Below are 14366 nucleotides of genomic sequence, written 5' to 3'. Positions count from 1 at the left end.
GGGCTGGGGCGGCGGGTCGGGGGAGAGGCCGGGGGGTTGGTCCAGGGGTCGGTCGAGGGGCGGGTCGGGGAGCGGGCTCGGTGGGTTCGGCCGGGTGGGCGGTCCGGGCGGGTTCGGCCGGGCGGGCGGTCTCCGCGGGCCCGGTTCGGCGGGCGGTCCCTGCGCACCCGGCTGCTCGTCTTCGTGGGTGCCACGCTGGTCGCCGTCTGCACCGCCCTCGCGCTCACCACGATCGTCGCCCAACGCGCCTATCTGCTGGGCAACCTGGACGAGCGCGTCACCGACTCCGCCGAGCGCAGCCAGGGCGGGCTGCAGCGCCGGGAGGGGGAGCAGTCGGACACCGACCTGGGGTTCCTGGCCGAGCGGGGGCAGGCGGTCGGTACGGTGGCCGCCCGGTTCGACGACGACGGTCACGTCATCGTCGCCGAGGTGGTCACCGGCGACGGCCACCAACAGGTCCTCACCGCCGCCCAGCGGGCCGCGCTCGCGGGCATCACCACCGACGGCACCCTGCACACCCGCAGCCTTCCGGGCCTGGGCACCTACCGCGTGACCGCCCTCGGAGGGGACGGCGTCCCGGTCCTCACCGGGCTCCCGATGGACGACGTCCAGGAGCTGATCGGCCGCCTGGTCGTGGTCGAGGCCGTGGTCGCGGTGGTGGGCCTCACCGCCGCGGGCGTCGTCTGCGCCGTCGTCATCCGGCGCCAACTGCGCCCGCTCGACCGGGTCGCGGCGACCGCCGTCGAGGTGTCCCGCTCGCCGCTGGGCCACGGCGAGGTCACCGCGCTCACCCGCGTACCCGACCGCGACACCGACCCCGGCAGCGAGGCCGGCCAGGTCGGCGCCGCCCTCAACCGCATGATCGACCATGTGGAGTCCTCGCTCGCGGAACGGCAGCGCGGCGAGGAGGAGATGCGCCGCAGTGAGGAACGGATGCGGCGCTTCCTCGCCGACGCCAGCCACGAACTGCGTACGCCACTGGCGTCCATCGCCGGATACGCGGAACTGATGAACCGCGGCACCGAGCGGATCGAAGCGTCGCTGGCCTGGCGCCGCGTCTCCGCCGAGTCGGCGCGGATGACCGGGCTCGTGGAGGATCTGCTGCTGCTCGCGAGGCTCGACGAGGGGCGGCCGCTGCAGGTCGCGGAGGTGGATCTCGCGTCGCTCGTCGCGGAGGCCGTCTGGGACGCGCGGGCCGCGGGGGAGGACCACAACTGGCAGTTGGCGTTGTTCCTCGACGCCCCGGCGCTGGTCGTCGGCGACGAGGCACGGCTGCACCAGGTGGTGGCCAACCTGTTGGCCAACGCCCGTATGCACACGCCTGTTGGCACGACGGTCATCGCCTCGGTGGAGGCGACGGACGCGCACTGTGTCATCCGGGTCAGGGACGACGGCCCCGGCATTCCGCCGTCACTTCTGCCCACGGTCTTCGAACGCTTCACCCGCGCCGACGCCTCGCGCTCCCGCACCACCGGCAAGGAGGGCGGCTCCGGCCTCGGCCTCGCCATCGTCGACGCGATCACCGCGGCACACGACGGCCACATCCACGTGGAAAGCGCCCCGGGCCACACGGAGTTCATCATCGACCTGCCCCGCGCCGGCACCACCCCGACCACGGACAGATCGGCGAGCCCGGCTTCGGTGACGGTTTGAACTGCGGGTGGTGGGCGGGGCTTCGGTGTCGGTTTGAACCGTGGGTGGTGAGTGCGGCTCGGGTGCCGGTCCGGACTGATGGCGGGGAGCCTTGCACCGGCGCGGGTCTCGGCCGGTGGAGAGCCCGACTTCGGCGCGGGTCCGAACCGACAGGTACCTCGGCTTCGGCGCCGGTCTGAACCGGTGGCGGCGAGCCCTGCACCGACGCGAGTCCGAACCGATGGCGGTCCCGACTTCGGCGTGAGCCCGAACCGATAGCGGTCGCGAACCGGCAGCGACCACGCTCCGGCACGGGTCCGAACCGATAGCGCCCCCCGCATCGGTGTCGGCCTGAGTCCGGCTGTGCTGGCCTGAGCCAGGCGGCGGTGCGGGCCTGAGTCCGGCTGTGCTGGCCTGAGCCAGGCGGCGGTGCGGGCCTGAGTCCGGCTGTGCTGGCCTGAGCCAGGCGGCCGTGCCGGCCTGAGCCCGCCCGTGCCGGCCATAGCCCGCCCACGCCGCCCCACCACCCGCGCCGCCCCACCACCCGCGCCACCCTCCCCGACTTCAGGTTCCGCTCAGGTTGCCGTTCCAGAGTCGTCGGCGCGGGGCCGTCCGTGAGGGGCGTGCCCACGATTCAGGGAGTCAGCGCCGATGACCGAGTTCGACACCGCAGAGTCCACCGCCGAGGAACCGCTCCCGGAGGCGGGCCGCAGAGCCCACGCGAACCGCCGCAACTTCATGCGCAAGGTCTTCTTCGCCGGCGGGGCCACGGCGGTCGCGACGATGGGGGCCGGCGCCTGGGCCGCACTCGCCGACGACGCCACGGGAACGGCCGACGCGACCGCCTCCGCCTCCCCGAGCGGCGCACCCAGCGGAGCGCCCAGTGGCGGCCCGGGCGGCGGCACCGGCGGTCCCGGCAACCAGTCGATCACCGAGGACTTCTTCGGCCTCACCACCGACGGCAAGCGGATCGACGACCTCTACACGATCCATTCCACGGGCGTGGCCACCGCTCCGGTGATCGCCGCCGCGAACGCCTTCCTGGCCGGGCTCACGGACACCCAGAAGACCGCGACGCAGTTCACCGTCCACTCCACCGAGTGGCGGCTGTGGAGCAACGTCGACTCCTACACGCGTCAGGGTGTCACGCTCGCCGATATGACGGACAATCAGAAGACGTTGGGAACAGCCCTGTTGAAGTCCGCGCTCAGTGCGGACGGCCTGGAGACCACCGAGAAGATCCGCCGGATCAACCAGGCGGCCGGTGAGGCGATCAACAACACCAAGTCCTTCAACGAGGACGCGTACTACTGGACGCTGATGGGCACACCGTCCGCCACCGAGCCCTGGGGCTTCCAGTTCGACGGCCACCACCTGGTCGTCAACTACTTCGTTCTCGGCGACCAGGTCGTCATGAGCCCCTGCTTCTGGGGCTCCGAGCCGACCTCGATGGAGATCGACGGCGAGACCGTCACGGTCGTCCACGAGGAGGTGCTCGCCGGTCTCGCGTTCATCAACTCGCTGACCACCGCGCAGCAGGCGGTCGCGATCGCGTCCTCGACCAAGTCGAACGAGTCGATGAAGGCGGGCGCCTTCTCCGACAACGCGGTCCAGGAGTACACGGGCCTGCGGGCCGACGTGCTGAGCGGCGCCCAGAAGAAGAAGCTCCTCGGCATCGTCGAGGCGTTCGTCGGCCGCGCCAAGGCCGACGTGGCCAAGGTGAAGATGGCCGAGGTCCGCAAGTACCTCAACGACACGTACGTCACCTGGGCCGGCGGCACCGGCGCCGATGACGCCTTCTACGTCCGGGTGCACAGCCCGGTCGTCTGGGTCGAGGTCGACTGCCAGGCGCCGGGCCCGCTCGCGGGCGCGTACGGCGCCACGCAGGGCAGCGGCGCCACCCAGAAGCACGTCCACTCCGTCATCCGCACGCCGAACGGCAACGACTACGGGAGGGAGCTGCTGCGACAGCACTACCTGATGTCACCTCACCACCGGTGACCACACGGGCAGTTGGGAAGCGCAGCTTCTCAACGCCACGCACACGCCTGTGAGTTCTCAGTCATGGCGAGGGCCGCACCCCTTTCGGGTGCGGCCCTCGTTGCGCCGGGCGTTTACAGAGGTGCCGCCGCGCGCTAGCTTCACCAGTGAGTGAGGTGGGAGCGCTCCCATATCTCGGCGGACCGGAACCCGCCGGGCCGGGACCGCTCCCACCTCGCGCGGAACCCCCACGGCATCGAGCGAAGGAGCTCTTGTCATGTACTTAACAATTCCGCGATTATCGTCACCTTCCCGCGCCCGTCGCAGAGCCTTCCTCCTCATCCTGCTGGCCCTCCTCACCACGATCCCGGCCCTCGGCCTGGTCGTCTCGACGGGCGGGAAGGCCGAGGCCCACGGCACCCCCATGAAGCCCGGCAGCCGTACCTTCCTGTGCTGGCAGGACGGACTCACCGACACCGGTGAGATCAAGCCCGTCAACCCGGCCTGCAAGGCGGCGCAGCAGGTCAGCGGCACCACGCCGTTCTACAACTGGTTCTCGGTGCTCCGCTCCGACGGTGCCGGCCGCACCCGTGGCTTCGTGCCCGACGGGGAGCTGTGCAGCGGCGGCAACCCGAACTTCAAGGGCTTCAACGTCCCGCGCAGCGACTGGCCGCTCACCCACCTGACCTCGGGCGCGACGGTCGACTTCTCCTACAACGCCTGGGCCGCACACCCTGGTTGGTTCTACGTCTACATCACCAAGGACGGCTTCGACCCGACCAAGACGCTCACCTGGAACGACATCGAGGAGCAGCCGTTCCTCAGCGTCGACCACCCGCCGCTGCACGGCTCACCGGGCACGGTCGAGGCCAACTACTCCTGGAGCGGCAAGCTTCCGGCGAACAAGTCGGGCCGCCACATCGTCTACGTGGTCTGGCAGCGCTCCGACAGCACGGAGACCTTCTACTCCTGCTCCGACGTCGTCTTCGACGGCGGCAACGGCGAGGTCACCGGCATTCACGACCCGGGCAACCCGACCGACCCCGTGCCCGGCAAGTGCTCCGCCACCCGTCGTACGACGAACAGCTGGTCCGGCGGCTACCAGGCCGAGGTGACCGTCACCAACACCGGCGATGTGCCGATGCTCGGCTGGATGGTCGACTGGGCGCTGCCCGGCGGGCAGTCGGTGGCCAGCCTCTGGAACGGAAACGCGACGTACACCGGGCAGGAGGTGATGGTGCACAACGCCGACTGGAACGGGTCGCTGAGTCCGGGTGGCACCACGACGTTCGGATACGTCGTCCAGGGCTCGGGCGACGATCCGTCGACCACGCTTCCGTGCCAGGTTGGTTGAGTCGCTCAGGGCGGACCGGGTGGGTGTTCGGGACTCACCCGGTCCGCGAGCCCGAGCGCGGTCGGGGGAGTTCCCGGCCCGGGATGGAACATGGCTTGTGATGACGACGGCCGTGGCGTGCGACAACGTTGTCGAGTGGTCTATACAAACTCTACCGCCTCAACGGACAACGATGTCAAGTCAGTTGACCGGCTACCGGCGACCGAGGAGGTTTCCCAGGTCATGAGGGGCGGGGTCCCCGTTGGGCCATCGGGGTCCGCACCGAGCGCGTCACCGGTGTCGCACGCGGTCTTCCGTGGTACCGGTGGCGCACGTTACTGTCCCTGCGGCTTGTGCGACCTGTGGTGCGCGACCCGTCCGAAGGAGGAGGGGCCGCGTCATGCGTTTCCGTCCGTCATCCGTGCTGCTCGCCGTCGTCCTGACAGCCGGCGGCGCCATTCCGGCCCTGGCCGCGCCCGCGGCCGCCCCACCGGACCCGGTCCGGGACCCCACCCCGTACGTCGACCCGCTCATCGGCACCAAGAACGGCGGCAACGTCTTCCCCGGCGCCGTCGTGCCGTTCGGCATGCTCTCCTGGAGCCCCGAGAACACCCGCGGCGACGCGACCCGTACGGCGGCCCCCGGCGGCTACCAGTACGACGCCACCCGCATCCGGGGCTTCAGCCTGACCCACATGTCCGGCACCGGCTGCGCGGGCGGCAGCGGGGACATCCCGTTCTTCCCGTACGCCGGTGAGGTCACCTCCTCCCCGGCGAGCGACACCAAGGACGCCGTGTACGCCGCGGACTTCAAGCACACCGACGAGACCGCGGAGCCCGGCCACTACAAGGTGGGCCTCGCCTCGGGCGTCACCGCCGATCTCACGGCAACCGCGCGCACCGGTTCCGGCCGCTTCACCTTCCCCGCGGACAAGCCCGCCTCGCTGCTGATCCGCACCGCCAACTCCGAGGTGGGCTCGACGACTTCGGACCTCCGCATCGACCCGGCGGCCCGCACCGTCTCCGGCTCCGTCACCTCCGGCAACTTCTGCGGATACCTCGACCCCGAGGGACGACGCGCCTACTACACCCTCCACTTCACCGCCCGCTTCGACCGCGCCTTCAAGGCGACCGGCACCTGGCAGGACGACAAGCTGAGCCCGGGGTCCACGCAGGCGAGCGGCGGCACCGGCGGGTTCGCGCAGGGCGGCCGTCCCGTCGCCGGCAAGGGCGCGGGCGGCTATGTCGAGTTCGCGCCCGGCGCGGACCCCGTGAACGTCAAGGTCGGTATCTCCTACGTCAGCCGGGCGGGCGCCGAGGCGAACCTCGCCGCGGAGAACCCGCCGAAGAGGTCCTTCGACGCCGTGCGTGCGGCGGCTCACCGGGCCTGGCGGGACCGGCTGGGCGCCATCGGGACCGGTGGGGGCACGGACGCCGAGCGCACCACCTTCTACACCGCGCTCTACCACTCCCTCCTGCATCCGAACGTCATCAGCGACGCCGATCGCAGATACCGGGGGAGCGACGACAAGGTGCATGTCGTGCGCCGCGGCCACCGGGCCCAGTACGGCACCTTCTCCGGCTGGGACGTCTACCGCTCGCAGGTCCAGCTCCTCACCCTCCTCGATCCGCGCACCGGCTCGGACATCGCGCAGTCACTGCTCGAACTCGCCCGGCAGAACGGGGGAGTGTGGGACCGCTGGCTGCACGGCGCAAGCGGCACCCACGTCATGAACGGCGACCCGTCGGCGCCCGCCCTCGCCGGGATCCGGGCCTTCGGCGGCACCGACTTCGACCTGCGCGGCGCGCTGGACTCGCTGGTGAAGGCGGCGACGGAGCCGACGCCGCAGGACCTGTCCGCGGCGGGCAAACCGGTGCTGTCCGTGGGGCAACGCCCCTCCCTGGACAAGTACATGGAGCAGCACTACATGCCGTCCGTCTCCAACGCCTGGGGCGGTGCGGCCGAGACCCTCGAAATGTCGGGCGCGGACTTCGCGATCTCCCAACTCGCCCGCGCGGCAGGCGAGAAGGGCACCGCCACCACCTTCGCCAAGCGCTCCCAGTGGTGGCAGAACAACTTCAACATCGCCGCCGATCCCACCGGCGGCTACATCGCGAACCGCAAGGCGGACGGCAGCTGGGTCACCGGCTTCACCCCGGCCACCGGAAACGGCTTCGTCGAGGGCACGGCCGCCCAGTACACCTGGATGGTGCAGCACGACCCCGCCGGGCTCTTCGCGGCGATGGGCGGCCGTGACAAGGCCATGGCCCGCCTGGACACGTTCTTCCACAACGCCGACGGCAGCTGGGCCTTCTCCGGCAGTGGTGGCGACAAGTCCGAGCTGGACAACGAGCCCTCGGTCAACGTGCCCTATCTGTACGCGTACGCGGGCGCTCCCTACAAGACGCAGGAGACGGTCCGCGCGGCGATGGGGAAGCTCTGGTCGACGCAGCCCGGCGGTATCCCGGGCAACGACGACCTGGGCGAGATGTCGTCCTGGTACGTCTTCTCCGCGCTCGGCATGTATCCCCAGGTGCCCTCCCGCCCCGAACTGACCCTCGCCTCACCGCTGTTCCCCCGCGTCCACATCGACCGCCCGGGCGGCCACGACATCGAGATCCGGGCCGCGGGAGCCGCCACCGACTCGCCGTACATCCAGTCCCTGAAGGTCAACGGCCGTACCAGCCACCGCCCTTGGCTCCCCGCCTCCTTCGTACGCGAGGGCGGAACCCTCGACTACACCCTCTCCGGCACGGCCGACCGCAGCTGGGGCACGGACGCGGCCGACGCCCCGCCGTCCTTCCGCGAGGGCGAGCAGCCGTACCAGATCGGCGTGGGCCCGACGGCGGCGACGCTCGCGCCCGGCGGCAGCACGAAGATCGGCATCCGTGCGCTCGCGCTGAACGGCGCCGCCGGGCCCGAGGTCCGCTTCCGGGTGAGGACCCCCGACGGTGTAACCGCGACACCGGCAGAGGGCACGGTCACCGACGGCTCCCAGGAGATCACCCTGTCCGCCGCGGACACCGCGAAGCAGGGCTTCTACGACGTCAGGGTCACCGTCACGTCCGGCGACACGTCGTACGAGCAGCCGGTGGCCCTCACCGTCGCGGCCCCCGGCTCGCTGCTGGCCGCGTACAACAACACGGGTGTCTCGGACGACGACGGCGAACACGACGAGGCCGACTTCGACGGCGGCGGCTGGAGCTACTCCCGGCAGGCCCTCGCCGCGGCGGGCCTGACCCCCGGCAAGCAGGGCACGGTGTCCGGCGGTCTCGCCTTCACCTGGCCCGACTCGCCGTCGGGCCGCCCCGACAACGCCTCGGCGACCGCCCAGACCATCGAACTGCCAAGCCCCGCAACCGAGTTGAGCTTCATCGGCAGCGCCGTGAACGGCAACCAGCAGACCAAGGCGACTGTCACCTACAGCGACGGCAGCACGGAGGCCGTCGACCTCTCCTTCACCGACTGGACCGTCGGCGGCGGAGGCGGCACCGTCCAGTACGGCAACGAGGTCGTCGCCAAGGCCGCGTACCGCAATGTCGCGGGCGCCGACAAGGATCCGGTCCCCACGTACGTCTTCGCGACCAAGCCGTTCACGGCTCCGGCGGGCAAGAACATCCGGAGCGTGAAACTGCCGGACAATACGGATCTGCACGTCTTCACCCTCGCGGTGCGCTGAACAGCCGCTCCCCGCAAGGCAGTCCGCCTCCGCCGGTGCTCCGTCCGGCGGAGGCGGTAGCGTGTGCGGGTCCGACGCCCCCTGCCCCGGAGGAGCCATGAGCCGGCGACCGACAGCGCTGCGGCGCACCGCCCTCTGCCTGGCGCTGACGCTGCTGCTGGGGGCTCTCGCCGGGTGCGGCGCCACGGGCGATCAGAAGAAGTCGTCGATCTCGGTGCCGGAGCTGTTCTATCTGCGACCCACCGGGGACCACTCCGGCCCGACCAACAAGGTGCCCTTCCACGTCGAGGCCGAGGACGTGAAGGCGAGAAGCCGGTACGGAACGCTGGACCATGAACTGATTGTGGACGTCACGGGATCCGAGGGCGCGGTACGGCTGGAGATCGCGGACATCCGCAAGAAGAACCCCCGGTGCGCGGGGGACGCCGCCCGCGTCGTCTGCCACGTGAGCGGGACCTACAACAGCTGGTCGGACCTGGACCGGGTCTATCCGGTCGCCGCTCATGGCAGCAAGCCGGGCGACAACGGACTGGTCCGCTTCAGCTTCGGCACGGACAAGGGGAAGAAGCTCACCGCCCGCACCCGGGTCGTCGTCGGCGAACCCGTGGTGAAGATGCGCACGACCAAGGTGTTCAAGGACGTCGGGCCGGGCTCGGTCCTCAGCACCCCGGTCGTGGTCCGCAACACCGGAGAGGTGCCCGTGCGAGGCGTCGGCCTGAAACTCGCCGTCCAGTCCGGCGTGAGTTTCGAGCACCGGTACGGCAACTGCCGCTACCCGGAACTCCAGAAGGACTCCCTCGCGGTCTGCGAGTTCCCCGCGCTGCGCATCCCGCCCGGCCGGGCGGTCACCCTGCACCCGGACCTGGCGCTGAACGTCTCCACGACCGAGATGTACGCCTCCTTCCATCAGGAGGCGTGGGCCCTGGACATGGGACCCGCCAAGTACAGCGTGGTGCCGAAGGGCGGTGACCTCGGCGACGGCCCGCGACTGAAGGTCGGCGCCGCGACGAAGGCCGACCTGACCGGCACGTTCACCGGCGGTGACGTGTGGAGCCAGGTGCGCGTGGACACCCATGCCGACTTCGAGGTCTCTCCCGTCGAGGTGCACGGCGCGCGCGACTCCGAGCAGACCGTCCACCTCAAGGTCCGCAACAACGGTCCCGCCAACCCCGGAGGCGCGAAGCTGCTGTTCACCCCGCCGCCGGGCACCACCGTGGTCAAGCAGCCCATGGAAGCGATCGACGAGGACGTGTACGAGCCCTACTGCGACCTGGACGAGGGCACGTACTCCTGCTTCGTGCAGGGCGGCCTCGACGCCGGGAAGGCGCGCACCTTCGACTTCACGCTCAGGGTCGGCGGCCCCGGCGAGGGCAGTGTGCGGGTGACGGACACAGCCGAGACCGGCCGCCGCGACCCCGACCCCGCCAACGACACGGCACCGGTTACCGTCCTGCCGTAACCGGTGCCGCGCGTTCAGTGCTTCCGTGCTTCAGGGCCCCCGCGTCAGGCCAGCAGCTCCACCTCCGCCAGCGTCGCCGCGCCGTCGAGCACCAGGCGGTAGTGCGTGTACGCACCCGGATGCGCGACCGAGAACGCCCGGGTCTGCCGGTCCCACGTGAAGGACTCGCCGGAACGCCGGTCGACGTCGGCCCACTTGGTGCCGTCGCTCGAACCCTGGAGGACCCAGCCGGTCGGCGCCTTCGAGCGGTCCGACGACGTCAGCGTGTACTGAACAGCCCTGGCATCACCGGCAGTCGGCAGGTCGACCGACGTGACGCTCGTGTCGGTGGCCGAGGTGTTGTCGAAGAGCGCGCCGCTGCCCTTGAGGACATCCGCGCGGGGCGTGGGCACCTTGTCGTCCTGGGTGATCGACGCCGGTGCCGCGTTCTTCCCGCTGCCCCAGGCGGACGGCTTCGCGCCCATGTCGAAGCGCAGGACCCCGCCGTGTTCGAGCAGTTCGTGCGGCAGTGAAGTCGACTTCCATGTACGGCCGTTGACCTTCACGCCCTGCACGTACACGTTCCGCGCACTGTTCTTCGGCGCGCTGATCACCAGGTCCTTGCCGTTCTCCAGGTGGACGGTCGCCTTGGTGAACAGCGGGGAGCCGATGGCGTATTCGCCGCTGCCCATCACCAGCGGGTAGAAGCCGAGCGAGGAGAACAGGTACCAGGCGGACTGCTCGCCGTTGTCCTCGTCGCCGTGGTAGCCCTGGCCGATCTCGCTGCCGGTGTAGAGGCGGGAGAGGACCTCGCGGACGTTCTTCTGCGTCTTCCAGGGCTGCCCGGCCGCGTCGTACATGTAATTCACGTGGTGGGCCACCTGGTTGGAGTGCCCGTACATGCCCATGCGCACATCACGGGCCTCCGTCATCTCGTGGATGACCCCGCCGTACGAGCCGACGAACTCGGGCGAGGCGGTCTCCGGCGTGGCGAAGTACGTGTCGAGCTTCTGGCCCAGCGCGCCGCGCCCGCCGTACAGGTTCGCAAGGCCCCGGCTGTCCTGCGGCGCCGTGAACGCGTACCCCCAGCCGTTCGTCTCCGTGTAGTCGTAACCCCACACGCGCGGGTCGAACTTCGAGGAGTCGACCCGCCAGTCGCCCTTCGCGTCCCGGCCCTGGAAGAAGCCGGCCTTGGAGTCGAAGAGGTTGACGTAGTCCTGGGCCCGGTTGAGGAAGTAGGCGGCCTCCTCCTTGTAGCGCTTCTTGCCGGTCTTCTTGTAGAGCGCCTGGCCCATCCTCGCGATGCCGTAGTCGTTGACGTAGCCCTCCATCGCCCAGGAGAAGCCCTCGTTGGTGTCGGTGCTGGTGTACCCGAGGAACGGGGAGGTCGCCATGCCCTTGCGGCCGACCCCGGACGAGGGCGGCACGACCGTCGCGTTCTTGACGGCGGCGTCGTAGGCCGCCGCAGCGTCGAAGTGCACGCCCTTCACGTACGCGTCGGCGAACGCCACGTCCGACGACGTGCCGGTCATCAGATCCGCGTACCCGGGCGAGGACCAGCGCGAGGTCCACCCGCCGTCCTTGTACTGCTGCACGAACCCGTCGACCATCTCACCTGCCTGAGAGGGCGTCAGGAAGGAGTACGCCGGCCAGGTCGTCCGATAGGTGTCCCAGAAGCCGTTGTTGACGTACACCTTGCCGTCGACGATCTTCGCGCCGGTGTGGGTCGGCGTGTCCGGATTCGGCATCGGGGAGAACGGCGAGGCGTACTGGAACTTCGAACCGACCTTCTCGAAGCCCGAGTTGGGGTACAGGTACAGCCGGTACATGCTGGAGTACAGCGTTGTCAGCTGGTCCGGTGTCGCGCCCTCCACCTCGACCTTGCCGAGCAGCTTGTCCCACTGGTGCCGGGCGCGGTCCTTGACCGCCTGGAAGGAGGTGCCGTCCGGGATCTCCTGGCGCAGGTTGTCCTTGGCCTGGTCGACACTGATGAGCGAGGTGGCGAGGCGCAGGGTGACCGTGTGGTCGGCGCCGGGCTTGAACTTCAGATAACCCTTGACCCTGCTGGAGTCGCCCTCGGTCACCGGTGCGTCGAACGTCCCGTAGACGAAGAGCCGGGTCGCCCCCGTCGACAGGCCCGACTTCACGTCCGAGTAGCCCGTGACCACTCCGGCGGCCTTGTCCAGCGTCAGCCCCGCCTGCTCCGTCACGTTGTCGAAGACCACACTCGCGTCGTCACCGGGATAGGTGAAGCGCAGCGCCGCCGCGTGGTCCGTGGGCGCCATCTCCGCCTTGAGACCGTTCTCGAACGTCACCCCGTAGTAGTACGGGCGCGCCGTCTCGTTCTCGTGCCGGAAGGCCAGCGCACGGGCGGCGCGGCCGGTGTCCGGGGTGCCGGACGCGGCCGACGGCATCACCTGGAAGGTCTGCCGGTCGCCCATCCAGGGGCTCGGCTCATGGCTGGCACTGAACGCCTGGACGGTCGGCAGGTTGTCCGCGTTGTTGGCCCGCGCATAGTCGTAGAGCCAGCTCAGGGAGCCCGCGTTGGTCACCGGCGTCCAGAAGTTGAAGCCGTGCGGCACCGCGGTCGCGGGGAAGTTGTTGCCGCGCGAGAAGCCACCGCTGGAGTTGGTGCCGCGCGTCGTCAGCGCGTAGTCGGACAGGTGGGCCTTCGGCTTCTGGGGCGCCGCGACCTTGAGGGCCACGTCGTCGAGCCAGCCGCGGAACTTCGCCGGGCCCTTGGGGGAGTCGTACGCCACCAGAATCCGGTCGACCGTCTTCCCGGAGGCGACGGAGCCGATCCGCGAGGCGACGCTGTTCCACTGGTTGACGTACAGCACCTTCGCCGCGCCCTGTCCCTGCGGCGTCAGCGCGAACCCGTGGCTGTCGGTCGCCTTCAGGTCGCTCAGATAGGTGCCGTCCGTGAACGCCAGGTCCACGGACACGTTCGTGGCGTCGTAGTCCCGGTCGCCGTCCGCCATCGACGGGAAGATCCGGTACGACAGCTCGGTGTCCCGCCCGACCGCCACATCGACGTCGAAGACCTTGTTGTACGAGTACGCACGGCCGTCCGCCTTGTGCGTGCCGGCGTACCTGAGGGCCCGCTTGCCGGTGAAGCCCGCGCCGGCCTTGGCGGTGGGGGAGCCGCTCGGGCCGCGGTCCACCAGCGAGAGCATGTCCTTGGGCGCGGGCTCCTCGCTGCCGCCCGTCGAGAACTGGACATCGGACAGCTGGAGGATGTCCCCGCCGTTGTTCTTCGTGACGTCGAGCCGGAAGTGCTGGTACTCGACGGGACTCGCGATGTCGTACGTCTGCGTCCGGAACCGCTCGGGGAAGGACTCGCCGGTGCGCGTGTCGAGGGTCTTCCAGTCCTTGCCGTCCGTGGAGCCCTGAAGGGTCCAGTCCTCGGGGTCGCGCTCGTCGTGGTCGTTGGCCGACGTCAGCGCGTACGTGACGACCTTGACCGGCGCGTCCAGGTCGAACTCGGCCCAGCCGGTGGGCTCGAAAGTGAGCCACTTGGTGCTCGGCTCACCGTCGACGAGGTTCTCCTTCACCTCGCCCGCGCCCGAGTTCTCCCCGCTCGCCCGGACATCGGTGACATGGTCGGTCACATTGCCCGGGATGCCGCTGCTGTAGCCGCCGTCGACGCCGTCGGCCCGTTTCGTACCATCCGATGACGTATCGACCGTATTCAGCCAGTCCGGTGCGGGATCGCCCGACTCGAAGGACGAGGCGAACTCCCGGTCGGCGGCCGCCACTCGGGCGGGCAGGGCGACCGCCGCGCCCTGCGAGGCCGCCACCAGGGCCAGGGCCGCCACCCCCAGGACCGTCGGAGCACCCCACTTGTAACGAGCTCTGTGATGCATGCGAGAGCACCCTCCCTGCGCGCTGGACAACGTTGTCACATTCGCTGCGCAAGGATCAGTAGGGGGTCAAGTTGTCAGTGATGTCAAGGGTGTTGGATGCAGCATCCGGGGTGCATGTCGTACGACTGGTGATTTATCGCGCACGCGCCAGGAGGCCTCGTGGTATGGATCTTCGCCGGGGCCGCACACAGGGGCCTCATATTTCCGAGAGGTCTCAACTCGGAAAAGACCGACAGCCAACCTTGCATTCGATCTTGCTCCGCTGGCGGGAAGTGGACTATACCTGTCGGCGTCTGCCCCGCCGTTCGATCGGTCGGGCACGAGCCCCGGGGGAGGCGGAAAGGGTGGTTTGACGTGCCGTGCACACCGGCTGCCGTGTATTCCCACCGATCCCGGAACATCACCTACTCAGTACTGCCCGCATTTCCTGCATGACCC

General features: G+C 69.9%; 6 protein-coding genes. 5 read left to right on the top strand and 1 reads right to left on the bottom strand.

The genetic code is table 11. The features are described 5' to 3' along the window. Positions 1–183 precede the first annotated feature (183 nt). The 5 genes from ACN6LB_RS09645 (at position 184) to ACN6LB_RS09625 (ending at position 10083) form a co-directional block, all read left to right on the top strand. Positions 184–1653, top strand: coding sequence for a sensor histidine kinase (locus tag ACN6LB_RS09645; protein ID WP_445025436.1), 1470 nt, complete (start codon positions 184–186; stop codon positions 1651–1653). 630 nt (positions 1654–2283) lie between these two features. Further along, positions 2284–3633, top strand: coding sequence for a DUF3500 domain-containing protein (locus tag ACN6LB_RS09640; protein ID WP_445025435.1), 1350 nt, complete (start codon positions 2284–2286; stop codon positions 3631–3633). A gap of 256 nt (positions 3634–3889) precedes the next feature. Beyond that, on the top strand, positions 3890–4966 hold the full coding sequence (locus ACN6LB_RS09635) for a lytic polysaccharide monooxygenase auxiliary activity family 9 protein (RefSeq protein ID WP_445025434.1): 1077 nt from the start codon (positions 3890–3892) through the stop codon (positions 4964–4966). 379 nt (positions 4967–5345) lie between these two features. After that, positions 5346–8624, top strand: coding sequence for a GH92 family glycosyl hydrolase (locus tag ACN6LB_RS09630; protein ID WP_445025433.1), 3279 nt, complete (start codon positions 5346–5348; stop codon positions 8622–8624). A gap of 97 nt (positions 8625–8721) precedes the next feature. Next, positions 8722–10083, top strand: coding sequence for a hypothetical protein (locus tag ACN6LB_RS09625; protein ID WP_445025432.1), 1362 nt, complete (start codon positions 8722–8724; stop codon positions 10081–10083). A 44-nt stretch (positions 10084–10127) separates the two neighbouring features. On the opposite strand, the gene ACN6LB_RS09620 is transcribed toward ACN6LB_RS09625, so the two are convergent. Then, a complete protein-coding gene (locus ACN6LB_RS09620) occupies positions 10128–13928 on the bottom strand; it encodes a GH92 family glycosyl hydrolase (RefSeq protein ID WP_445025431.1) in 3801 nt (1266 codons plus the stop codon). Positions 13929–14366: the final 438 nt, after the last annotated feature.

The organism is Streptomyces sp. SAS_270 (assembly GCF_052543295.1).
The sequence above is the reverse complement of the archived record's forward strand: the minus strand, read 5'-3'. Positions and strand labels throughout refer to the sequence as shown.